31 protein-coding genes are annotated in these 20117 nt (G+C 71.0%); 1 reads left to right on the top strand and 30 read right to left on the bottom strand.

Annotated features, from left to right (window positions below):
* Positions 1-13: 13 nt before the first annotated feature.
* The 7 genes from P3X83_RS39055 to P3X83_RS39025 form a co-directional block, all read right to left on the bottom strand.
* Positions 14-523: a hypothetical protein gene (locus tag P3X83_RS39055; RefSeq protein WP_277310437.1), complete on the bottom strand. Its 510-nt coding sequence runs from the start codon at positions 521-523 to the stop codon at positions 14-16.
* Between the two features lie 4 nt (positions 524-527).
* Positions 528-806: a hypothetical protein gene (locus P3X83_RS39050; RefSeq protein WP_277310436.1), complete on the bottom strand. Its 279-nt coding sequence runs from the start codon at positions 804-806 to the stop codon at positions 528-530.
* Between the two features lie 80 nt (positions 807-886).
* Entirely contained in the window at positions 887-1489 is a 603-nt protein-coding gene (locus P3X83_RS39045) for a hypothetical protein (protein WP_277310435.1), read from the bottom strand.
* On the bottom strand, positions 1489-1968 hold the full coding sequence (locus tag P3X83_RS39040) for a hypothetical protein (RefSeq protein WP_277310434.1): 480 nt from the start codon (positions 1966-1968) through the stop codon (positions 1489-1491). Before P3X83_RS39040 ends, P3X83_RS39045 begins: the two co-directional genes overlap by 1 nt.
* Positions 1968-2216: a hypothetical protein gene (locus P3X83_RS39035; protein ID WP_277310433.1), complete on the bottom strand. Its 249-nt coding sequence runs from the start codon at positions 2214-2216 to the stop codon at positions 1968-1970. Before P3X83_RS39035 ends, P3X83_RS39040 begins: the two co-directional genes overlap by 1 nt.
* Positions 2217-2222: 6 nt before the next feature.
* Positions 2223-2552, bottom strand: coding sequence for a hypothetical protein (locus P3X83_RS39030; protein WP_277310432.1), 330 nt, complete (start codon positions 2550-2552; stop codon positions 2223-2225).
* Positions 2553-2611: 59 nt separating this feature from the next.
* Positions 2612-3061, bottom strand: a complete 450-nt coding sequence (locus P3X83_RS39025; RefSeq protein ID WP_277310431.1) for a hypothetical protein — start codon at positions 3059-3061, stop codon at positions 2612-2614.
* Between the two features lie 62 nt (positions 3062-3123).
* Here P3X83_RS39025 and P3X83_RS39020 point away from each other — a divergent pair, with 62 nt between their 5' ends.
* Complete coding sequence (locus P3X83_RS39020) at positions 3124-3972, top strand: hypothetical protein (protein WP_277310430.1); 849 nt, start codon at positions 3124-3126, stop codon at positions 3970-3972.
* Here P3X83_RS39020 and P3X83_RS39015 read toward each other — a convergent pair.
* From P3X83_RS39015 to P3X83_RS38905, 23 genes are all read right to left on the bottom strand, one after another.
* The gene (locus tag P3X83_RS39015) at positions 3940-4302 is read right to left on the bottom strand and encodes an HK97-gp10 family putative phage morphogenesis protein (RefSeq protein ID WP_277310429.1); all 363 of its coding nucleotides are present in this window, start codon (positions 4300-4302) and stop codon (positions 3940-3942) included. The genes P3X83_RS39020 and P3X83_RS39015 overlap by 33 nt on opposite strands.
* Positions 4302-4730, bottom strand: a complete 429-nt coding sequence (locus P3X83_RS39010) for a DUF6093 family protein (protein ID WP_277310428.1) — start codon at positions 4728-4730, stop codon at positions 4302-4304. Before P3X83_RS39010 ends, P3X83_RS39015 begins: the two co-directional genes overlap by 1 nt.
* A gap of 12 nt (positions 4731-4742) precedes the next feature.
* Positions 4743-5363, bottom strand: a complete 621-nt coding sequence (locus P3X83_RS39005; protein ID WP_277310427.1) for a hypothetical protein — start codon at positions 5361-5363, stop codon at positions 4743-4745.
* On the bottom strand, positions 5360-6283 hold the full coding sequence (locus P3X83_RS39000; RefSeq protein WP_277310426.1) for a hypothetical protein: 924 nt from the start codon (positions 6281-6283) through the stop codon (positions 5360-5362). The genes P3X83_RS39005 and P3X83_RS39000 overlap by 4 nt, the downstream gene beginning before the upstream one ends.
* Before the next feature lie 102 nt (positions 6284-6385).
* Complete coding sequence (locus tag P3X83_RS38995) at positions 6386-6877, bottom strand: hypothetical protein (RefSeq protein ID WP_277310425.1); 492 nt, start codon at positions 6875-6877, stop codon at positions 6386-6388.
* Complete coding sequence (locus tag P3X83_RS38990) at positions 6877-7491, bottom strand: hypothetical protein (protein ID WP_277310424.1); 615 nt, start codon at positions 7489-7491, stop codon at positions 6877-6879. Before P3X83_RS38990 ends, P3X83_RS38995 begins: the two co-directional genes overlap by 1 nt.
* 9 nt (positions 7492-7500) lie before the next feature.
* Positions 7501-8196 carry a hypothetical protein gene (locus P3X83_RS38985; RefSeq protein WP_277310423.1) on the bottom strand — a complete coding sequence of 232 codons (696 nt, stop codon included), beginning with the start codon at positions 8194-8196 and terminating at the stop codon, positions 7501-7503.
* 228 nt (positions 8197-8424) lie between these two features.
* Complete coding sequence (locus tag P3X83_RS38980) at positions 8425-9648, bottom strand: Mu-like prophage major head subunit gpT family protein (RefSeq protein WP_277310422.1); 1224 nt, start codon at positions 9646-9648, stop codon at positions 8425-8427.
* Between the two features lie 13 nt (positions 9649-9661).
* Positions 9662-10015 carry a DUF2190 family protein gene (locus P3X83_RS38975; RefSeq protein WP_277310421.1) on the bottom strand — a complete coding sequence of 118 codons (354 nt, stop codon included), beginning with the start codon at positions 10013-10015 and terminating at the stop codon, positions 9662-9664.
* Positions 10016-10017: 2 nt separating this feature from the next.
* Positions 10018-11358 (bottom strand): hypothetical protein, encoded by a 1341-nt coding sequence (locus tag P3X83_RS38970; protein ID WP_277310420.1) that lies wholly within the window; start codon positions 11356-11358, stop codon positions 10018-10020.
* On the bottom strand, positions 11355-11645 hold the full coding sequence (locus P3X83_RS38965; protein ID WP_277310419.1) for a hypothetical protein: 291 nt from the start codon (positions 11643-11645) through the stop codon (positions 11355-11357). Before P3X83_RS38965 ends, P3X83_RS38970 begins: the two co-directional genes overlap by 4 nt.
* A gap of 14 nt (positions 11646-11659) precedes the next feature.
* Positions 11660-12712: a phage minor head protein gene (locus tag P3X83_RS38960; protein ID WP_277310418.1), complete on the bottom strand. Its 1053-nt coding sequence runs from the start codon at positions 12710-12712 to the stop codon at positions 11660-11662.
* Positions 12696-14372, bottom strand: a complete 1677-nt coding sequence (locus P3X83_RS38955; RefSeq protein ID WP_277310417.1) for a hypothetical protein — start codon at positions 14370-14372, stop codon at positions 12696-12698. Before P3X83_RS38955 ends, P3X83_RS38960 begins: the two co-directional genes overlap by 17 nt.
* A gap of 14 nt (positions 14373-14386) precedes the next feature.
* Positions 14387-15877: a phage terminase large subunit gene (terL, locus tag P3X83_RS38950; protein WP_277310416.1), complete on the bottom strand. Its 1491-nt coding sequence runs from the start codon at positions 15875-15877 to the stop codon at positions 14387-14389.
* 16 nt (positions 15878-15893) lie between these two features.
* On the bottom strand, positions 15894-16385 hold the full coding sequence (locus tag P3X83_RS38945; RefSeq protein ID WP_277310415.1) for a hypothetical protein: 492 nt from the start codon (positions 16383-16385) through the stop codon (positions 15894-15896).
* Positions 16386-16556: 171 nt separating this feature from the next.
* Entirely contained in the window at positions 16557-16889 is a 333-nt protein-coding gene (locus P3X83_RS38940) for a hypothetical protein (RefSeq protein ID WP_277310414.1), read from the bottom strand.
* Positions 16890-16977: 88 nt separating this feature from the next.
* Positions 16978-17172: a helix-turn-helix domain-containing protein gene (locus P3X83_RS38935; protein ID WP_277310413.1), complete on the bottom strand. Its 195-nt coding sequence runs from the start codon at positions 17170-17172 to the stop codon at positions 16978-16980.
* Positions 17173-17200: 28 nt separating this feature from the next.
* Positions 17201-17914 (bottom strand): hypothetical protein, encoded by a 714-nt coding sequence (locus P3X83_RS38930; protein ID WP_277310412.1) that lies wholly within the window; start codon positions 17912-17914, stop codon positions 17201-17203.
* The gene (locus P3X83_RS38925; RefSeq protein ID WP_277310411.1) at positions 17911-18606 is read right to left on the bottom strand and encodes a hypothetical protein; all 696 of its coding nucleotides are present in this window, start codon (positions 18604-18606) and stop codon (positions 17911-17913) included. Before P3X83_RS38925 ends, P3X83_RS38930 begins: the two co-directional genes overlap by 4 nt.
* A complete protein-coding gene (locus tag P3X83_RS38920; RefSeq protein WP_277310410.1) occupies positions 18603-18929 on the bottom strand; it encodes a hypothetical protein in 327 nt (108 codons plus the stop codon). The genes P3X83_RS38925 and P3X83_RS38920 overlap by 4 nt, the downstream gene beginning before the upstream one ends.
* Positions 18926-19114, bottom strand: a complete 189-nt coding sequence (locus tag P3X83_RS38915; RefSeq protein WP_277310409.1) for a hypothetical protein — start codon at positions 19112-19114, stop codon at positions 18926-18928. The genes P3X83_RS38920 and P3X83_RS38915 overlap by 4 nt, the downstream gene beginning before the upstream one ends.
* The gene (locus P3X83_RS38910) at positions 19111-19368 is read right to left on the bottom strand and encodes a hypothetical protein (RefSeq protein WP_277310408.1); all 258 of its coding nucleotides are present in this window, start codon (positions 19366-19368) and stop codon (positions 19111-19113) included. The genes P3X83_RS38915 and P3X83_RS38910 overlap by 4 nt, the downstream gene beginning before the upstream one ends.
* Positions 19365-19919, bottom strand: coding sequence for a hypothetical protein (locus P3X83_RS38905; protein ID WP_277310407.1), 555 nt, complete (start codon positions 19917-19919; stop codon positions 19365-19367). The genes P3X83_RS38910 and P3X83_RS38905 overlap by 4 nt, the downstream gene beginning before the upstream one ends.
* Positions 19920-20117 lie beyond the last annotated feature (198 nt).

Genomic DNA, 20117 nt, shown 5'->3' with positions numbered 1-20117 from the left:
GCTCAGCTCCCGCTCAGGCGCCCGCGAGCGCGGCGCGGGCCGCCACCGCAGCCGAGTACGGCACGGCGGTCGCGGTGCGGTTGAGCCGCACCACCGCCGTGGTCAGCTCCTCCCACTGGCCATCGGTCAGCGTGGCCTGCAGCCTGCCCGCCTGCTCCACGGTCATCTGCGGGGAGACGCAACACGCCGCGACCGTGGCCGCCCCGAACGCGTCCTCATCCACCTCCGCCGTGTCCGCCCGATGCTGCTCGACGAGCTCATGCCAGCGCGGCCGGGGCACGGCGCGCAACGCGAACACGGTCATGCTGGCCTGCATGTCGGCGCGAACCTGCTCCATCTCGGCAGCGATCTTCGCAGCGTGGGCGGACACACCGCTCGGCAGAACGTCATCGCCAGGGTCGGCCTCAGCCGCGTAGAAGTCACGCTCCAGCTGCTCCCACACCGCCTGCAGATCGGAGCGCAGGCACAGCGGCAGCGTCCGCTCCGGCGGCCGGTAGGCGGCCAGGATCTCCTCGATGTCCAACGCGTCACTCCTCGTCGTGCGGGGTCCAGGTGCGGCGCACCCCGAACCGGAACGCGGGCAAGTTCGGATTGGTGGCGTACTCCTCCCGCCGCTGCTCGATCAGCAGCGCCTTGCAGCCCTGGCACACCGCAGGGTCGGAGACGTCGTAGCCCTCGAACGCCTCCCGGAGGGTCGTCTCCGACAGGGGCTGGTGGCACCCGTCGCAGGTATCGGCCTCCAGGTCGAGCAGGGCGACCGCCCACGCCCGCTGCTCGTCGTCCCATTCGGCTTCCCGGACGGTCACCGATCGCACGACGCGGCCCTGGTCGTCGTGCTCGTACTCGGTAACCTCGCGGGGCTCCCAGCCCAGGAACCGTCGTCGGCTTACGCCCCAGGCGCGGGCCGCTTCGAGCTCGGCGCGTGCGTCGCCATCAGCTCGGAGGCGGTCGCGGATTTTGGGAGGTCCACGCTCGTCTTGTTGATCCGGGCGGCGCAGCCGAAGAGGGACTGCATCTGCCCCTCGGTGAGCTGCCCGTCCATCTCGCGCACGTCGTCGAGCGTCAGCACCGGCTCGGCGTCCGGGGCCACCACTGGGTCGCCGTCGGCGGCCGGGGTGATGGCGACGACCGCACCGGCGATCAGCGGCAGCGGGAAGGCGCTCATGTCCACGCCGTACAACCGGTCCGACGGGTGGCCCTCGCGCGGCGGGTGGGCTTCGCACAGCTCCCGGTAGGCGTGCCGGGGCAGCGCCCGGCAGGTGAACCGGAACGTGTGCTGCTCCATCTCCTCTCGCAGGGCCGCCATCTCCTCGGCGACCTGCAGCGCCTCCAGCCCCCCGTTGATGGAGTCGTCGTCGGAGTCCTGTGCGGCGGCCAGCCGCCGCGCGGCATCGGCGTAGGCGGCGGCCAGGTCCCCACGCAGGCAGATCTCCACGTGATCCGTCGGGCGCACCGACCCGGCTTTGATGTCCTGCCAGTTCAGTGGCATCAGGCGACGGTCGCCGCGTCCTGGCCGGCCTCGTGGTTGAAGAACTTCATTTTGAATTGCAGTGGCTCATTGATGGTGTTCGGCTCCGGCATCCGCACCCCCAGTTCGGCCGGGTAGATCGACACGATGTCCCCGGCGGCGTAGGAGGTGGTGTGCAGCTTGTCGCGGCGAATCACGACGTAGCCGAGGGACCCCGGGACCAGGGTGTTGTAGGCCAAGTCCTGTAGGGCAATGTCGTCCCGCTTGAAGGTGACCGTGATCTCGTCCTTGCTGGTGCCGGCCCGTTCGGTCTCCTTGAGGCTGGAGATGTGCGTGTTGTCGACGGCCGCCTGAGTGTGGCCCTCGTCCAACCCGCCCTTCGGAATTTTCGTCTGAAGGTCCACGCCCGCGTTCAGCTCCGACGCGGGGGGTGCCGTCAAGCTGGAAAGCGTCAGGCACCAGGTGAACTTGAGTTTCCCGGTTGCGACAATGTCGGCCATCACTCACGTCCCTTCGAGGTCTTGGGCGCGGCCTTGGCCGCCTTGTCGGAGTCGGCATCCGGTGCCCGCTCACCGGCGATGTCGGCCGTGGGCGTGCGGGTGCGGGGCTGGTTTTCCGCGTCTGTGCCGCCCGCCAGCTCATCTGGGACGCGCTCCCAATCGGGGAAGTACGGCAGCGCGCTGAGCGCAATGGGCAGGGTCTGTGCGTGGTCGTCCTTGCGGCGGCACAGCACGATTTCGTCGGCCACGGTCAGTCAGCTCCGGGTGTACTCGAACGTAACGCTGGTGGTCGCCGACCAGGTCAGAGCAACTTTCCCGCCATCGGCGGGGTCGCCGTATGCGGCGAGGACGGGAATCCTGCGCGATGTGGCGTTCGTGATCGTGAACACCTTGGCCGGGTTGGCCACGCCGTAGTCGGTGGACCCGGGCGGGGTGATCGTCAGGGTGATCGGCGCGCCACCGCCGTTCGTGACGCGAATCTCGCGGCGGTCGCCGGGGTCGGTCAGTTTGTCTCCGCCTGCGGCGGTGCGGGCGGTGGCGACGAGCCCGTCGACGGTCACCGCCTGGGGTGCGTAGTCGGCCATGCAGTCCTCCTGTAGGGCGCGGGTAGGACCCCGCCGGGCGCGGGGTGGTCACGGGGAGGTCAGGGGCGCTGGGTGCGCCAGGACACCTGCACCACGGCGTAGTGCAGCGACGGGGAGATCGTGTCGTCGCGGGACGCGGGCCGGTCCAGCTGCACCTGCCCGGGGTAGGAGGCCCGGCCGACGACGGGCAGCGGCGCGTTCACCCACGCCGTCTTGACGAGGTCGGCGACCGCTTCAGCGCCGTCCTGGGTGGCCGCGATGCAGGTGGCCTGCGCCTGGTAGTCCAGGTACTCGACCGCGTCGGCCACACTGCCGTCGGGCGTGCCGGTCATCGGGTACAGCACCACGTACGGCCGGTGCACGCTCGCGCCGGGCTCGCCCTGCCAGCCCGACCCCGGCGGCTGGACGCCACGGCCGACGAGGATCTGCGACGCCTGCGCCGACACCACGGCCTCGATGGCGGCGACCGCCGCGTCGCTGTGCGGGCGCGCGGGGGCTGGGGTGGTCATGGAGAGCCAACTGAGATGGACATCTACCTCACCACCGTTCCGTACTCAACTAAAATCGAAAGGTGAGACAAACCCCCGGTAAGCCGGATCGGGAGACCCTCCGGACGCAGTACGAGGTCGAACGCTTGACCACCCGCCAGCTCGGCGAGATGTACGGCGTCCGCCACATCACCATCCGGCGATGGATGAACGCGTACGGGATCACCGCCCGCGACTCCGGCCGAGGGTTGGCCAATCGTGGGATCGTCCCGCCCACTGCCGAAGAGCTGTACGACCTCGTGCACGGCCAGCACCTGGGTTACCGCGATATCGCCGCTCGGTACAGCGTCGACTTCACCGCAATCCCTCACTGGCTGGAGAAGCACCGGATCCCGAAGCCCCACGTATGGGACACGCGCCGCAAGGGCCGCACTCCGAAGATCCCCAGCCCAGAGGAGTTGCGACATCGGAGAGCGGCCGGTGAGTCCGCCTCATCAATCGCAGCCTCCTGCGGGGTCGACAAGCGCACGATCATCGACCTCTGCCGCAAGCTGGAGGTTCCCATTGACCGCGACGGCTGGAACGGAGGGAAGCGCTACCAGTGTCGAGACGGTCACGAGGCCCGCTCCCTCTACGAACAGCGGGTGGATGACTGGCTTACCGAACATGGCCTCGCCCACGAGGTCGAGCCCCGTTACCCCTTCGACTCGCGGTATAAGGCCGACTACCGCGTCGGCGACACCTACATCGAGGTCTGGGGAGTCCAAGACAACCCCGCCTACACCCAGCGGAAGGCGGACAAGATCCGCCTCTGTCGTGAGCACAACATCGACCTGATCAGTATCAACATGTGGCAGTTCGCCAAAGGACGCCGCTGGTGGCGTCCGCTGATCCGGCTCTCACAGCAGATTCCTACCGAGCGCCTCTTCTAAGGCAGCAACACCTTCGGCCATCGCGTAATCGAAGGCAGGTCCCATGAAAGCCCGGGGGGCCATATGCACGGTGCCCCATTCCACATGCGGGGCGTACTCCGCCGTGGGGCCGGCCTCGAAACCGAGCCCGTCCGGGTCCATGTCGACGCCGATCGTGCTCTTCAGGTTGCCGGTCCGAACGACGACGATCGTCTGCGCGCGGGCGACGACGTTATTGCCGGTGGCCTTCGCCACCGTGCGGGCCGCCGCTGTCCCGGCGGCACCGGCACGGCCGAGATCGACGGCGACCTGGTTGATCTCGTCGATGCCGTCGAACTCCAACCCGGCCATCACTGCCGCTCCGCGGCGAGGACCTCGGTAGCGACTAGGATCCGCTCCCACTGCTCCGACCCGCCCTGGACGTCCTCCACCCGCAGCACCACCCCAGGCAGGCGCGGATCGACGGCCTCGACCACCTCGACGAGGTCCTCGATGAGCACCTCGGCTGCGTCCCATTCGATCGCCACGATGCACTCGCGGATCACCGTGCGGCGGTCGCCGACGATGACGAACCGCTGCTCGCTGGTGTGCGGACTGATGCGGGCCGTACCGTCGTAGACGGTGGTGCGGGCGGGCGGCGTCCAGGTGCCGTCGCCGCCCGTGGTGCCGTCGGTGGCGGTGCGAGTGATCCGCACGACGGCGGTCTGCGAGCCGGTCGCGGCCGGGCGGTGGTGCTCCGACCAGCGGGGGCCGATCACGCGCGTCGAGGGCAGCGGCACGGCAGGCACCTCCTACTCGGCGAGCTCGGCGCGGCGGGTGAACGGGTCGGCGAAGTCCACGATGTCGAACCCGACGCTGTCGTCGCCCTCGCCTTCGGTGGCCTGGCGGCGCAGTTCCATGGCACGGGCGCGCAGCTCAGCGGCCACGGCGGGGCCGTCGGTCTGCATTCCCTCCTGGGTCCTGATCTTCTTGCTGACCAGGGCCTCGGAGGAGGCGATGACGTCCAATGCCTGGGCCGCGGCGAGCTTGACGCTGCCTTCGAGGGCGAGGAAGTCGTCGAGTTCGTCCACCCGGAAGATCCGGGCGGAGGGGTCGGTGTCGGCGATCAGCAGCCGCAGCCGCCGCAGGTCCGTGGTGAGCGGCGGCGGTGAGGCCACGATCACCGTGAAGTACTGCACCCCCGCCCCGGTGCCGGTGGCGGTGAACCGCGCGGTGTACTCACCGGGCACGGTCAGCGCCGGGCCGGTGCCCGACCACGTCGCCCGGTCGGCGGACGGCGTCATCGAGATCGCCGCGGCGGTCTCGACGATCTCCGCGGTCATCGCCGTGTCCGGCGCCGACGGATCGACGGCGACGGTGAACATCGGGGCGTCCCCGGCGTCGATCTCCAGCAGTCCCACCACGGCACTCACTGCGCGCTCACCTCCACCGACGACGACCCCTCGACCACCAGCCGCGAGACGGACGCCACGACCACCTGGCGGCCCGGCACCGACTCTCGGCGGGGGCCGATCTCTGCGGTCCCGGCTGCGGTCGCCGACGCGGCGATGCCGGCCGCGTGGCCGATGACCGCGTACGCCATCACCCCCGCGATCGCCCTGGCCGCGAGTTCGATGTCGGCGTCCGGGGCGAGGAGCGCGGCCGCCCAGCCCGCTGTGTCCGCCCGGGCACCCGCCACCGCGTCATGTCCGGCCAGGGCGGCGGCTGTGCTGCTCACCGATGCCGATGAGCTGGCCACGACGGCCATGGTGGCCGGGCCCGCTCCTGCCCCGGCCACCGTGGCCACCACCACCCCGACACTGGCGTGCGAAATGACTGCGGCGGCGGATCCGCCGAGCACGGCGTGAGCGGCGGCCACCAGGTCGGTCTCGGCGACGAGCATTCCCGCGGCGGACGTGCCGCCGTCCGCCCGGGCCGTCAGGGGGGTTTCGTGCGTCCCGGCCGCCGTCGCCTCGCCTCCGACCGTCGCCGATGGCGCCACCAGGACGGCCGCAACGAAGGCCAGCGCGATGTGTCCGGCCGCAGAAGCCGCAGCGCCGACGGCCACCTGCGGCACGCCCGCCGCGAGGGCGGTGCCCGCCACGTCGGTGCGGACCGCCACGTCCGTCTGCGGTGAGATGCCTGGGGCGGCGGCTCCAGCCGCGGTAGCGGCGACCTGCCCGGCCACGGCGTGCCCGGCCTGCCCTGCGGCGGCGGCCCCGGCCGCTGCGGTCGCGTCGGATGCCACAGCGTGGTCGGCCAGCGCGGTGACCACACCGGAGCCGGTCGTGACGGCGATCGCTGCCATGGAGCGGGCCACCGCCGCCGTGGTCCAGGTCCCGGCGACGGCCAAGCAAGCCAGTGAGCGGTCCTCGGAGGCCGAGGCGGTGCCGGACAGGCGGCGGGGCGGCGGCCTATTCCTCCACCGACGGCGGAAGATCGCCCTAGCCACGGGTCAGCCCATGATCTCGGCGACGTACGCGGTGCCCTCCCAGGTCACGCTGTCGGCGGGGGCGGCTCCCATCCCGATCGCGAGGGCCTCGGACGCCTTGCAGCTCGGTGCGGTCTCCGGGGTCCACAGCTTGTCCAGCCCAGCACGGACGTTGAACACGGACTGGTGCAGGGTGAGTAGCGTGCCAGAACCGGCCGCGATCGGGGTGGTGTTGAGCGTCTCGGCGCTGAACGTCGCTGCGGCGTCACCGCTGCGCAACGGTGTCCGGGCCACGCCGGTGTTGCCGCCGGAGCCGGAAGTGTAGGAACCCGCGGCGCGTTTGACGTACCAGCGGATCCCCTCTTCGGCCGCATCCCCGAAGTCGGTGGACTGGCCGATGTCCAGCCCGAACAGGGCGATCCCGCATGATGCAGGGGCGACCAGCTCGAACCAGTCGATGGCCCCCGCTTGCGCGCTGGCGGTGAAACACACCGCGTACACCCGGAACTGGATCATCAGGCGAAGGTGAGGTCGAGGTCGAGCGCCCCGGCGGCCAGGATGAGGTTCCCGGCCGACGCCCAGACGTTGGGTACGGTGCGCGCCCAGGCCGCCTCGCCGAGCGCGGTGATGTCCACCGCCGACCCGCCCTGCGTCGTGGCGAGGGTGAAGGCGTCGCTGGTGAGACCGGTGGAGCGGACCCAGTACAGCGTGGTCGCCGACAGGCCGGTCGGTAGTGCCTCCCCGGCGACGGGCCACACCATCACCCGGTCGTCGGCGGACAAGCCGTGGCCCCGGCTCAGCAGGGTCTCGTCGGTGGTGGTGGACACCACCGCGACGCCCTTGAGGAGCTGCCCGGCCGACCCGATCGGCCAGTACCCCAGCGAGACGCCGCCGGAGGAGGCGCCGAAGAACCCCAGCGTCTGCACACCGGCCCCGGCCGGGATCGGAATCGACAGCTGGGCGGTGTTGTCGACCACCCCCGACGCGGCGCCCGTCCACGTGATCGCCTGCCGGGCGTACGACCCGCCGACCAGCTCGGTCGCGCCGAGATCGCTGAACGCGCCGATGTGCGTAATCGCCGACTTGCCGCTATCCAGGAGCCCATTTCTCCCGGCCGTCGTGAACGGCATCCGTGTCTCCTATCTGACCAGCAGGGGTCTCATACGCCGCGCGGACGTCGGCGGAACGTCCGACCCGCCGGCGCCGGTGGTGCCGATGAGCGCGCCCAGCCACGCGGTTCTCTTGTCTGAGCCGGTGCAGGACCCGGTCACCGGCCCGGTCGAGCTCGCGGTCGGCCACGGCCGGTCGGAGAGGCTGAAAACGCCCGCCCCGCCCTGCGCTCGTTTCGTGTGGCCGCTCGGGGCCGTCCAGGTGCCCCCCGACCAGTTGGTTCCGCCCCAGATGAGCAGCCGGTCCGGGCCCAGGCTGGTGACCGCCACGGCTGGGGACACCGTGCTGGCACCGGTGTCCTGCGCCGCGTTCGTTGGACTATCGAACGGCGTGCCGCTGCCGATCACGTCCTGGTACAGCGTGGCGATGGCCTCGCGGTAGGTGCTGGACGGCCAGGTGAACGACCAGGTTCCGGCGTCCGCGCCGGTCAGGCGTTTCCAGAACGTGTGAAACCCGTGCGCTCCGCCGATGCCGGTGATCTGCGACGGTGAGTTCTCCGCCTCGAGGAACCCGCTCGGCGGGGTGACCGTCTGCACGTTGCCGTCCAGGAACATGCTGACGACGGCCAGCCGGGTGGCCGCAGTTCCGGAGGGAACCGCGACGGCGGCCGAGGCGCCCGAACCGGCCAGGTAAGTCCCCGCGGAGACGAACGACGGCGCTGTCACGTCAGGAGCTTCGCCGCCGCGTCCCGGAGCCTCGGGCGGCCGGGCGACGCGCAGGCGTAGGCGGCGCGGCGGGTTCGGTGAGCTCCACCGCGCCCGACGGCGAGGTAGCAGGCGCGGTGGAGCGCTCAGGGGCAGGCTCGTCGAGCCTGACTCGGATGGCCCGCAGCTCGTCCAGGACCGCCGCGAGGTACATCTCCCCGACGGTGACCGGCCGCGGCAGATCGGCGGTCACTGGCCGGGTGAGGCGACGGCCGACTTGGGGTCCATCAGCGTGCCGCCCAGGGTGTGCCGGAGCTTCCACTCCACGCTGTCGGTGTCGAAATCCCCGTCCTCCGGCGCGACCGCGCCGCCACCGACCCTGACCGCGTTCGGCGACTTCTGGAACAGCTCGGGCGTCTCGTGACCGACGAGGAACCCGACCTCCATCGCGGGACGCCCCACGTTCGGGTTGGCGAATAGATACCACGCCGTGGACCCGAACGTTCCGGACGTGGTGATGAGCGGTAGCCAGGGGTTGACGATCAGTGACACGTCGTTGCGCATCCAGTTCGCGACGGTGAGCTGGTCGTTAGCGCCGCCGTTCCCGCCGCCGGACGCGGCGAGAATCTCGGTCGCGTTGAGGATGTTCATCGCCTGTACCTTCAACGCAGGCGGCACGACGAGCACGGCCGACTCGATGTAGATCGGCGCGCCGTCGGCGTCGACCTGACTCGCGAGCAGAGTGTAGGCGGCCTGCAGCGACGTGATCGACAGCGCCGAACTCGCGCCCGCCGTGACGAGGTTTTTGTTGCCCGCACTGAAGAACGTCGAGTCCGGGCCGCCAGCGGCGGCGTACAGGTCGGTGACGAACCGCTCCTCGGTCCGCCTCGCCGCGTTGCCGAGCCGGTCCGGGATCGACGCGAACGCGTCGAGATCATCGTTGACCAGGTCTTCCCAGGACAACGCGACCCGGCGGCCGAACTTGCCGACCGAGTAGGTGTACACGCCGTCGGTCAGCGCCGCGGCCGGGTACTCGGTCAGCTGCCGCACCGCGCTCAGCGTGGACTCCGCGCCGTCCAAGGTGAAGCGCCGCACCTGCCGGAAGTCGCGGACTCTGCCCCTCTTGGCGATGCTGGTCCACTGCACGGGCATCTGCTGGTAGCGGGCCAGGATCTGCCGGTCCAGAATGTCGCCGAACAGGTTGCTGAAGTCGGAGGTGCTCATGGCCTCCTGGAACTGCAGCCCGGCGTACCGGTCGCCGGCCAGGACCCGCTCGTACAGGCGGGCGGCCTCCAGCAGGCCCTTACGGTAACGGGGGTCGTTGCCGCGGCGGGCGCGCCTGGCACGCCACCGGCCCGACATGTTCGTGCCCTCGCCCTCGTAGATGCGGCTCTCCGACGCCTCGGAGGCGTCCCAGGTGGCGATGTCGCCCAGGGCGTCCATCGGGCCGGGAGCGGTCAGTGTGGAACTCATCGTCGTTCGCTCCTCAGTAGCCGATGATCACGGGAATGGTGGCGGTCGCGCCCGAGCCGACCGTCCCGGCGGCGTAGCCGAACCGCACGCCGGTCGCCTTCTTGTTGAGCTTCGGCGTGTCGGCGGCGGTGTAGTAGAGGATGTCGCCCTCGGCCACCGCGGAGTTGCCGCCGCCGTCGACGCCGGCGACGGAGAACGTGAACTCCCCGGAGAACTTCACCGACGCGAGGCCGTCGGCGCTCTCGCTGACCTCGCATACGCCGGGCCGCTGCCCGTACAGCACCGGGTCGCCGGACACGGGGGTGGCGGGCTGGGTGCAGGCGACCTGCAGCCGGTCTGCGTTGCGGAACACCTCGTTCTTCGCCATGGTCAGCGTCCCTTCGCGGCCAGGTCGGCGGTGGTGGCGTCCATGCCGAGACGGCCGAACACGTCCTTCAGGCCGCTCTGCAGGTCGGACTCGGTCATCTCGTTCGGGTCGCCGGAGGAGCCGAGCCCGCGGACGCTGCCGATTCCTGCCTCCTCGGCGAACCGGGCGAGATAGCGGCGCTCCGCCTCGATCGCTCCCTTGATGGACTCGGTCAGCTTGGCCTCGTCCAAGGCGCCGTCCTCGCCGAGCGGGACGTTGTCGCCGGTGACCGCCTCGACGACACGGGCGTGCGCCGTCTGCGGCAGCGTGCTGGAGGCGAGCGTCGCGGTCGCCTTGGCGCGGGCGGCGTCGTTGGCGCGGAGCTTCAGGTTCTCCCTGCGCGCCTCCTCGAGCGACCGCTTGGTGTCCTCCAGATCGCGGCCCTGGTCGCCGAGCTGGGCGATCCGCAGTTCCGCCTCGGCCAGCTTCTGCCGGGTCTCGGCGAGTTCGGTGCGCAGCCGGTCGGCCTCGCTGATCTCTGTCGTCGGGCCGCCGGTCGGCGCGCCCGTCTGGGGTCCGCTCACGCGGGTCACCTCCAGGGGTTTGGCCGGCGGCGCCGGCAGGGTGGTCTCCGCCATGTCCGCGGAGGTGGGCTCGGGCGGCCCGTCGGCCTCGACCCGGGCCACGAACGCGCCCAGGGCGTCGCCGATCGCCGACGACAGGCCGATCCGCTCCTCCCGGGTGAGGCGGCCCTCGCCGTACATGTCGTCGCTGATCTGGGTGAAGACGGCGTGCAGGCGGGACTCCAGCCAGCCGCCGATGTTCCGCGCCTCGGTCAGCGCCCGCGCGGACTCCAGGACCTCGACGATCTGCCCGCCGCGCCCGGCGGCGGTGACGAAGTCCACACTGACGCCTTCGGTCAGCTCGGTGATCAGCATGCCGCGGCGGCCCTCGGCCTCCCCCGGTTCGGCGGTGCCGACCGCGCGGATCGACACGCCGATGTGCTCGGCCTGCTCAGCGAGGACCTGCTGGAAGGGGGCGAACACCTGCGCTTCGGCGTACAGGCCGCCCTGGTCGTAGACGGCCGGCCCGGTGAGCACCGCGGCCAGGTCCCGCACCGACCGCTCGGGCCGCTCGGCCTGCTCGGTGACGGTCGGGTGGTCGAGGTACATGTGCATCCCGGCACCGAACACGCCCGCCTTCGCGGCGCGCTCCAGCACCTCACGGCTGTAGTAGCCGGAGCTGCCCCACCCGGCGTCGATCAGCCGGATCCGCATCCGCCGCCCCGACGGCGCGCCGCGCACGGCCTCAGCCAGCGGGATCGACTCGGCCAGACGCGTGGCCGCAGGCGCGTTCACGGTCATCCGGCGGCGCGCTGCGCCAGGTCACCGGCGGCGGCACGGAGCCCTTCCAGCGTGCGGAGGACGTCGCCGACGGCCATGGGGATCCGTCGGACGCCGTCGGCTGCGGCGGCTTCCGTGACCTCGGGGGCGGTCTGCTGGACGCGGTTGACGTGACCCAGCAGTCCGTCGAGGCGCTCGCCGACGTCTTCGGCCAGCGCGCGGACGTCGATGGCCAGCGCGGTGGCCTGCTCGCTGTAGGTGCCGCTGTCGCGGACCTTGGGCGGGTCGGTCTTCTTCGCGGGCGGCATGGTGCCCCTTCCTGTCATCGGGTGAGCTGGCCGACCGGTGTCGGCACATACGACGGCCGCCAGTCGGGGTTGTCGCGGCGTTGCGCGAGGTCGGCCCAGGCGATGTCGCCCCGGTCGAGCGTGGCGAGCCGTCCGGGGCCCATCACGGCGAGCTGGTCGTCCCGGCTCATCGAGCGGAACGTGGCCTGGGCGTCGGGGATGACGCTCGGCGGGTCGTCCATGTCGATGCCGAGCTCCCGCCACGGCCGCACGGCCGGCGTGCGCGCGCACCTACACTGCGGGTGGCCTTGCGGGCCTGGCTCCTCCAGGCGGTGGACGGTGCCGTGCATGGCCCAGCAGGCGGGGCAGGTGGTGCGGGCCATCGCGGCCGACCAGATCCACCCGGACAACACGCTCGCGTTGGCGTCCTGTCCGGCCTGGGCGGCTTGGCGGTGCGCGTCGAGCATCTCCGTCCGCGCGATCGTCACCGCGCGGGTGAGTCCGCCGTTGAACGCCCCCTCCAGGCGGGCCAGCATCGCGCGGGCCGCATCGACCGGGTTGGCCCCGACGGCCACGCCTCGCACGAGTTCGCGGCGCATCGCCGCCTCGGCGTCCGCCGACAACGGCCGGGTGAGCGAGGTGATGCGCTCGGTGGTGCGGGCCACGATCGCCGCCAGGTCCCGCTCCGACCAGCGGGTCAGCTGCGACAGCAACGCGGCACGGTTCAGCCCAGGGGGCATCTGGGAGGCGATGATGCCCGGCTGCGCCGACAGGCCCGTCTGCACGGCCCCACGCGCCCCTGTGGCCGTCTCCGAGCGCACCCGCGCCGTCAGCTCCTCCAGCGCCCGCGCGGCGGCTTCCAGGGCCTCCTGGAGCCGCGCCGCTCTGGCGATGCGGGCCCGCGACGGCCACCCTCCGCCGGCCAGCGTCGCGAGCAGTTCATCCAGGGCGAGCAGCAGGTCCAGGGCCAGACCGTCCCAAGCGGTCACCCACGCCCCGGTCAGCGTCCGGGTGGTGGCGTCGAGGATGTCGTCCACGGCGGCCCTCGCCGCGGCCACGAGGGCGAGGGTGTCAGCGGTCACCGGCACCGGCCGGGACCTCCTCCTCATCGTCTTCCTCGTCCTGGGTAGGCGGGCCGCCGCGCTGGTCGAGCACCGCCGCCGGGTCCTCGCCACGGCGGAACCTGTCCGCCAACGTCTGTCCCACCGTGTCGCGAGGGGGCACGAACTCGCCCGCCTCGTCGGTGAGGGTGTCCAGGATCTGATCCACATCGGTCACGCCCAGCGCCTCCAGCAGCAGGCGGGCGACGACCAGCGGCGGCAGGTACGTCGTCTGATCCGCTGCGACGATGGCCTTGACGGTGGTCTCGACGTCGATGTCATCGAGGTCCGGCCAGGAGATATCGATCGTGTCGTCGGCGCCACCGGCCAGCGTCACGACCTCGCGCCCGTCTGGGTCGGTCGTGATGGTGCCGTCCAGCGGCCCGTCGACCGCGCGCACGGCCTCCGCGATGACGTACGCGTAGATCGCCCGCCGGGCCTGGGTCCACACGCCTCGGCGCAGTTCCATCGCCCGCTCGGTCGGCGTGTCCAGCGTCTCCGCCGTTGCTCGGGCGCCGGTCACGCCGGGGTCGCCGAGCAGCATCGTCACCGGGAGGTCCAAGGCGGCGGCGACCATCGCGGCCAGCGGCCGGCCTGACTCGGAGTCGATGGTGGCGCCGGACTTGGGGATGGCTTCCAGCTGCATGTTCGGGGTGAGCATCGCGGTCGCGCCGGAGTGCCGCGCCTCACCGGTCACGGGATCGGTCGAGGGGGCGGCGGCCAGGCGGGCCTTCGCGGCGGTCTGCTTGGACCCGGGCGAGGTGAGACGCCACGCGAACCGCGACAGGGCCTTGACGAGACGTGCCCAATCCTCCAGGAACACCCGGTACGCCTGCGCCCAGTCGATCGCCGCGTACGCGTCCGGCACGCCCCACTTCCAGTGCAGGTGCCCGCCGACGCGGACGTGGTAGACGGGGGCGTCCCACATCACCTCAGCGGGCTGCGTGTCCCCGAACCGCGGGTAGACCAGCGCCTTCGGGCGCCGGGTGGGGCGGTAGCCGAGCGCCGGGTAGTAGGCCGTGCGCCGGGTCTCGATCACCCCGCCCGAGGCGGGATCGATCCGCTCCTCCCACCAGTCCCGCCGGTAGTACCACGGCTCGGAATTGTCCTCCGGGTTGCGGATCACCGAGGTGATCTCGTCCCATGGCAGCGTCCTGGCCTTCACCCGGCCGGTGCGCGGCGAGGTGAAACACGCGATGAACACGTTGCCGTCGGTACCGAGCGCCCTTTCGAGCTCCTCCGACGCCGGGCCACCCGTCAGGGTGTTCTCGTTGGCGTCGTTGAACTGCTGGATGACCCGATTCACGTCCGGGGCGCGGGCGGAGATCTCCACACCCGCGCCCCACACGTACGCCTGCCGCAGCCCCAACCCGCGTTTGATCAGCGGGTTCTTGATGGCCATGACCCGGCAGACGGCGGTGATCACCCGCAACCCTTCGCGGGTGAACTCCTGCTCGGCCAGCGCGGTGAGCCGCTGCCACCCGGGCTCCGCCATCCGCGCTTCGAGTTCGGCAATGCTCTCGGCGAGCAGCTGGCGGGTGTCACGCTCGCGCCGTACCTGCTCGGCCAGCTCCGTCCGTCCAGTCCAGCGGTAGACCCGTTCACGCAGCGGGGAGGCGGCCTCACGCAGCAGCTGAGCGAACGCCATGGGGCACCTCCTGCCTAGTACGGGCTGATCTCGTAGCCGTCGAGGTCGTCGTCCAGATCCTGTGACTCGACGATGAGTTCGCCGGTCAGGATCGGGTTCAGCAGCAGCCGGTTGAGCGCCTGGGACATGGCGTCGACCCGGTCGTCGTGCGAGCCGTTGGGGAACGCGGCGTGCTCGTCGATCCAGGCGCCGATCCATGGCGCGACTTCCGGCGCCGGGAGGAACACCTGCCCGGCCTCCACGAACGGGCTGACCGCGGCGGCGCGGGCCTCTTTCGACCCGTCGGGTTCGACGGGGATCAGACCGGCCACGGTGCGGGACAGGCTGTTGATGACGGCGGTGCCGTTGGCCTTGTCCTCGATCAGCTTGAGCGTTGCCTGCGGCCACCGCGACGCGAGCTGCCGCACGGCCTGCCGGGTCTCCACGAACGACAGCCGGTCGTGCACCTCATCGAGGAGGACCACCTGCAGGCCGTACCGGGCCCACACCTGGCCGCACACGTAGTCGCTGTCGTCGAGGTTCTTGAACGCCATGTCCCACGAGCAGACGACCTCGTCGGCGCCCGGCGCGAACCGCGTCCCGTCGTCGCGTTCGATCCAGCGCGGCGAGCCGTACTCCCGCCACCAGCCGCGTTGGAAGATCCCACCCTCGGACGGCGCCGGTCTGCCCTGGTAGAGGGCGTTCCATGTCCGCGACCCGGAGCGGAGCTTGATGGCCTCCCACTGGGCTACGGTGCGGCCCCTGGCCGACGCCAGGAACTCACCTGGTTCGCGGCCGAGCGGGTCCGTCTCACCCTTCGCGGGGTCGTGGTCGGCCTGCGCCGGGATGTTGATGACACGCCACCGGTGCCCGTCCGGCGCGGCGAGCAGCCGCCCGATCAGGTCGTCCTCGTGCCAGCGGGTGGCGATGACGACCGCCCACGCCCCGGGCGAGAGGCGGGTGGAGCCGACTTCCAGCCACCAGTCCCACGCCCGGTCCCGGTAAGCGGCGCTGTCGGCTTCCTTCCGGTCCTTGATCGGATCGTCGATCACCAGGCCGTCGACCGGTCGCCCGGTCAAGGCTCCGCCGATGCCCGCCGAGTACACGCCGCCGTCATGGCCGGCGAGCTGCCACTCGTGCTGCGCGGACAGGTCATCGCGGACCCGCAGGCCCAGCGTGCCGCCGTAGACGGCGATGTCGTCGCGGATGGCCCGACCCCAGCGGCGGGCGACACCGAGTTCGTAGGACACCACGGCGAGCCGGGCGTCGGGGTTCTGCGTCAGCACCCACGTGGGGAACCGGCGGCTGGTGCGCTGGCTCTTGCCTTCCTGCGGCGCGATCGAGATGACCAGCCGCCCATCGGGCGTGTTCCGCAGCCGCACCAACTCGGCGTCGATCAGCTCCAGTGCCGGTGTCTGCACCGTCCGCGGGTCCAACTCGGCGGCCAGCTCGCCGGGCGTCGCCCAGCGGGGCCGTACCGGCTCGAAGCGGCGCGCCGCGTACTCCCACGCATCGACGGCGGTCACGGCCACCCCTCTCGGCTCAGGCGGCCCTGCCGGACACCGCCCGCAGTTCGCGCGGGACCACCTCGGCCACCCGGGCCTGCTGTCCCGGCGTCAGGTCGAGCGCGTCGAGGACGCGGCCGATGACGTCGGCGAGCATCGCGCCCTGCTGCTCGGCCAGCCTCACCTGCCTCTCGGCGACCCCGGCCGCGAGTGCCGTCTTGCACACCTCGGTCAGGTGTCGGCGTTCGGATCGGTACAGCTCCACCCAGACCGACGGCTTGGCCGCCTGGGTGGTGTCGGTGCCGCCGAACTGGCCTGATCCCTTGTCCACCTCCACGGTGGTGCCCCACACCAGGTCGCCCTCATCGAGGGCGGCGACCTTCTCGGCGAGCCACGCCACGTGCCCGGCCGTGCGGTGCACTTCTTCGAGCAGCGCATCGGCCGGGTCCACCGCCCGGGGCAGGCCGTAGGTCACCATCGCCCGCTGGGCGGTCTCCCGCTCCAGCCTGCGCGCGGCGGCGGCCCGCACCTGCGGCGCCGCTCCTCCGTGCGCCACGCACACTGTCGCGCCCCGGACCGGCCACGCCTTACATGGCCCCCGCTTGCTACGGCCAGCGCATCGGGGCCGCCCTGATAGCGATGGGTCGGCCTGATCGCCGGATAGCGATGGGTCGCGGGGGTCGTCGCTCATGGCACGGGGTCAGGTCTGGGCGTTGTCGTAGGCGTCGTGGATGGCCTGGGCCTGGTCGCTGTTGAGGCCGCGCACCTCGTCGTTGTCTCCGTCCCAGCCGGTGATGACGACCGGACCCGAGTAGGTGCCGGTGGCAGCGCCGAGCGCGAGGAGCACCTGCTCGCCGATGCCGTTCAGCGTGGTGTCAGCGGGGTTGACCCAGCCGGTCACCACGCCGAGGGCGTCGGGGAGCGGCGCGAGCGGGACCCGGGTGGGTGTCTGGGTGTCGAGGTCGATGAGCCATTGCTCGGAGCCGCCGGGCACCTGGTACTCGCCGTCGACGCCGATGAGGACGTATCGCACGGGCTGCTCCGTTCTCCGGACATGCGAAAGGCCCGGGCGAATCGCTCCGGGCCGACACGTGATCTATTTGACCATAAGGATGGGGTCACTAGGGCGTACGTGGCAAGCGGGACGCGCCACGTAGGTCGGCGAGCTGGTCGAGCTCGGCGCACGACCAGAGGAGACGCTTGCCGTCGCGGGTGGCGGTGAGACGACCCTCGGAGTGCCAGCGGCGGATGGTTCGGGCCGGGATGCGATAGATCCGCGCCGCGTCGGCGGTGCTGATGCGTTGGGTGCTGCTCACTCTTTCAGAGTAGGACGGGCATGATTCCTCAGCTGGTCAGTAGATCTACGCGGATCGAGTGACCATGCAAGTCTTTGGCCCACCGTACGCCGTCCTCATCGGAGAAGTGGATCTCTGTCTTCCCTGCCGCGAGCACGCGTTCGTCCTGGCCGGGCCACACCCACCACGCTGCCGTGTCTGGCGCGAGTACGTCCACCTCGGAGAGTTCCAGCAGTTGATCGACGGTCTCCCGCCAGATCCACACAGGCCGTTTCAGGTTGTCCCCATGCGAGCTGATGTTATGGATATCCATTTCGGTTCGGTTGTGCACCCGGATCGCTGCCGCCTTCCATTCGTTTGCGCCGTCTCCTTGTCCTTCCTCTTTCACGCGGGCATGGAGTACCTCATCGATCATCTCAATCAGTCGTCGAGAGGGCGATGTGCCACCTCTCCCACGCTCGACGGGCGAAAGCGGTCGGAGCGTGTGTGAAGTCACCCACACATTGCGTACCCGCCGCACCTTGTGCTCCTGCCGAGATCGCTCTGCGGCGGCACGATCTTCCTTTTTGCTTGCCTGTAATTCCTGCAGTTGTTTGATCTGCAATGACAGGGCTTTGCCTTGTTGACGGACAGTCCATGCGATGAGGACCAGCGTCAGGACGGTACCGACGGCCATGACGGAGTCGGCGATGCCGGAGACGGCGTCCCAGTTAACGCCATCGATGCCCGACGGGACGCTAGTTGGCGTTGGGGTCGGTGTCACGCTCGTGAGACGGCAGGGAGACTTACTGGGTTTACCGCCATCTTCTCTCGCGCCCGGCCGTATCGCCTTCCGAACTTGTGCCACTGCGTCGTATCCAGCGTGAGATCGCAGCTGTCGCAGTAGATCTCCGACTGGCGCACGTCGTCGTCGCGGCGAACCGTGGCCCGCAGTGTTCCGTCACATGGGCCGTCGTCGAGTTGCTCGACGCACGGTCCGATGGTGAGAGGGCGTCGGGCGGGGTCGAGTATGGCGTACGCCTGGCCGACGAGCTCGGCGAGGATGTCACGCACAGGTCCGGCGTCGGGGTGGGCGGCGAGCCAGTCGGTGTGCGGGGCAAGCCAGCCACACATCGTGGGGACGGTCGGCCGGGGCGGGGTGAGGCCCCGTTCGGTGACGACGCGGCGGACGAGGTGGTCCACGTCGTGCTCGACCTGGGACAGCCAGTCGCCGGCGCGCGGGTTGTACGGCAGGGGCGTGCCGTGGCTGCCGGAGACGGCCGGGCCGGTGCCGGTGCCACCGGTGGGGAGGGAGTCGGTGACGTCGGCGTACAGCTCCGGCAGGGCGGCGAGGTGGCGGCCGAGGGCGGCGTGGCAGCCGGGGCACAGGCGCAGGCCGGGGGCGGCCTGGCGCGGCCGGTCGGGGTCACGCCGGTGGGTGGCCTCGCACAGGAGGGGATCGGCGCGGCGGCTCATGCGGAGATACCGATGCGGCACTTGGGGTGCTTCGCGCACGCCTCGGCCAATCGGCGCAGATAGCCGAGGGCACCCTCGTAGTTGCCATGACCGTTCGGCGGGTTCATCTCCCGGTAGGCGTCCGGGTCGGACTCCATCCGCTTCACCGCCTCGGCGAGCGGACCGGCCGCCTCTGAGCACGGCGCGCCGTGGAACTCGGCCAGACGGACGCCATTCAGCGCCTTCACCCACATCCCCGCGACGTTGCTGGTGTAGTTCCCGATCTCCACGACGTCGGGCCACTCGGTGCCGGTGTCGGCTTGCAGGTGGATGTCGTAGCTCACAGCAACTGCTCCTGTCGTTCGGTTCCGGTGCATTCGGGGCAGATCCTGCGGGCCTGCTCGGCGGGGATGTCCTGCCACAGTTCGGCCTGGTCGGTCAGGTCAAGGCCGCACGCTGTGGTGTCGCCGTCGGCGATGTGCTCGGCGAGGTACAGGCGGCGGGCTGCGGCGACGTACCGGACTGTCACCCGCCCTCCCCCCACATCGATATGGCGTCCCAGCACGCCCGGCACGGCCCGCCGTACGGGTCCTCGGTGGCCTGCCCGCAGCCCTGCGGGCATGGCATCGGGTCGGGCATCAGGTCCGCGAGGTCGTCCCTGGTCTCGGCCGCGGTCACCAGGCGCAGGGCGTGCTTCTTGAGTTCGGCCATGTCCTCGGGGGTCTCCGCCTCCCAGGTGATGGTCAGCCCGCCGTCCTCGTTCTTCGTGTAGGTCTCCTTCACGAACCCTCCCTGGTGCCGTCGAGGGCGGCGGCGCGTTGAATGATCTGGTCGGCGAGGGCGGACAGCTCGGCGATTTCCTGCGCCGGGTGGGGCAGGCTCCTGGCTTTGGCCAGTGCGTCATGAAGGTCCTCCCCGGCGGCGGCGACCCGGTCGGAGGCGGCGACCAACCACGTGCGGGAGATCGCCTGTGATCCTGCCGGGGTGGCGTGGTCCGGGCGGGCCACGGCCCGTGCCCGGTCCAGGATCTCGGGCAGGCGTCCCGCCATCGCCTCGGCCTCGGCCCAGCGGTCGTCGATCGGCCACCGGTCGGCGTCGCGTCCCTCGACGGCGCGGCGGACGAGAACCGGGATCTGGCGGCACAGCTCGACCACCAGATCCAGGTCACGCTCCCGCCTCGCCGGACAGCCCTTCAGCGTCGGGTCCAGGGCGTAGATCTCGGCGACGGCCCGGTAGGCGTCGGCGACCGCGCGCAGGATGGACCGTCCACGCTCCGAGGTGCAGGCGGCGGCCCGCGCATCGGTGCTGGCCGCCTTGAGGAGGTAGTCAGCCACGGTCGTCCTCCTCCTCGTCGAGCACGGTGACTTCGGCGATGACGTGCCGCTCGCGGCGCCCGACCTTGGCCGTGGCAGCGCGCTGGGTGTCACGTTCTGCCTTGGCGTCGTCAAGGTCGTCGTAGATGCCGTACGTGGCCAGGTCCGGCTGTCCGCCGGTCTGCGGATGGTGAGGACGACGTACACGGGGGCTCCTCT

This window comes from Spongiactinospora sp. TRM90649, from assembly GCF_029382225.1.
Classification (GTDB): Bacteria; Actinomycetota; Actinomycetes; order Streptosporangiales; family Streptosporangiaceae; genus Spongiactinospora.
The sequence above is the reverse complement of the archived record's forward strand: the minus strand, read 5'-3'. Positions and strand labels throughout refer to the sequence as shown.

What these genes read in the sequence shown, in the direction of transcription:
- P3X83_RS39045 (WP_277310435.1), bottom strand. Translation starts at nt 1,489, where the DNA reads ATGCCACTGAACTGGCAGGACATCAAAGCCGGGTCGGTGCGCCCGACG.
- P3X83_RS39040 (WP_277310434.1), bottom strand. Translation starts at nt 1,968, where the DNA reads ATGGCCGACATTGTCGCAACCGGGAAACTCAAGTTCACCTGGTGCCTG.
- P3X83_RS39030 (WP_277310432.1), bottom strand. Translation starts at nt 2,552, where the DNA reads ATGGCCGACTACGCACCCCAGGCGGTGACCGTCGACGGGCTCGTCGCC.
- P3X83_RS39025 (WP_277310431.1), bottom strand. Translation starts at nt 3,061, where the DNA reads ATGACCACCCCAGCCCCCGCGCGCCCGCACAGCGACGCGGCGGTCGCC.
- P3X83_RS39015 (WP_277310429.1), bottom strand. Translation starts at nt 4,302, where the DNA reads ATGGCCGGGTTGGAGTTCGACGGCATCGACGAGATCAACCAGGTCGCC.
- P3X83_RS38995 (WP_277310425.1), bottom strand. Translation starts at nt 6,877, where the DNA reads ATGATCCAGTTCCGGGTGTACGCGGTGTGTTTCACCGCCAGCGCGCAA.
- P3X83_RS38990 (WP_277310424.1), bottom strand. Translation starts at nt 7,491, where the DNA reads ATGCCGTTCACGACGGCCGGGAGAAATGGGCTCCTGGATAGCGGCAAG.
- P3X83_RS38980 (WP_277310422.1), bottom strand. Translation starts at nt 9,648, where the DNA reads ATGAGTTCCACACTGACCGCTCCCGGCCCGATGGACGCCCTGGGCGAC.
- P3X83_RS38975 (WP_277310421.1), bottom strand. Translation starts at nt 10,015, where the DNA reads ATGGCGAAGAACGAGGTGTTCCGCAACGCAGACCGGCTGCAGGTCGCC.
- P3X83_RS38970 (WP_277310420.1), bottom strand. Translation starts at nt 11,358, where the DNA reads ATGACCGTGAACGCGCCTGCGGCCACGCGTCTGGCCGAGTCGATCCCG.
- P3X83_RS38965 (WP_277310419.1), bottom strand. Translation starts at nt 11,645, where the DNA reads ATGCCGCCCGCGAAGAAGACCGACCCGCCCAAGGTCCGCGACAGCGGC.
- P3X83_RS38955 (WP_277310417.1), bottom strand. Translation starts at nt 14,372, where the DNA reads ATGGCGTTCGCTCAGCTGCTGCGTGAGGCCGCCTCCCCGCTGCGTGAA.
- P3X83_RS38925 (WP_277310411.1), bottom strand. Translation starts at nt 18,606, where the DNA reads ATGAGCCGCCGCGCCGATCCCCTCCTGTGCGAGGCCACCCACCGGCGT.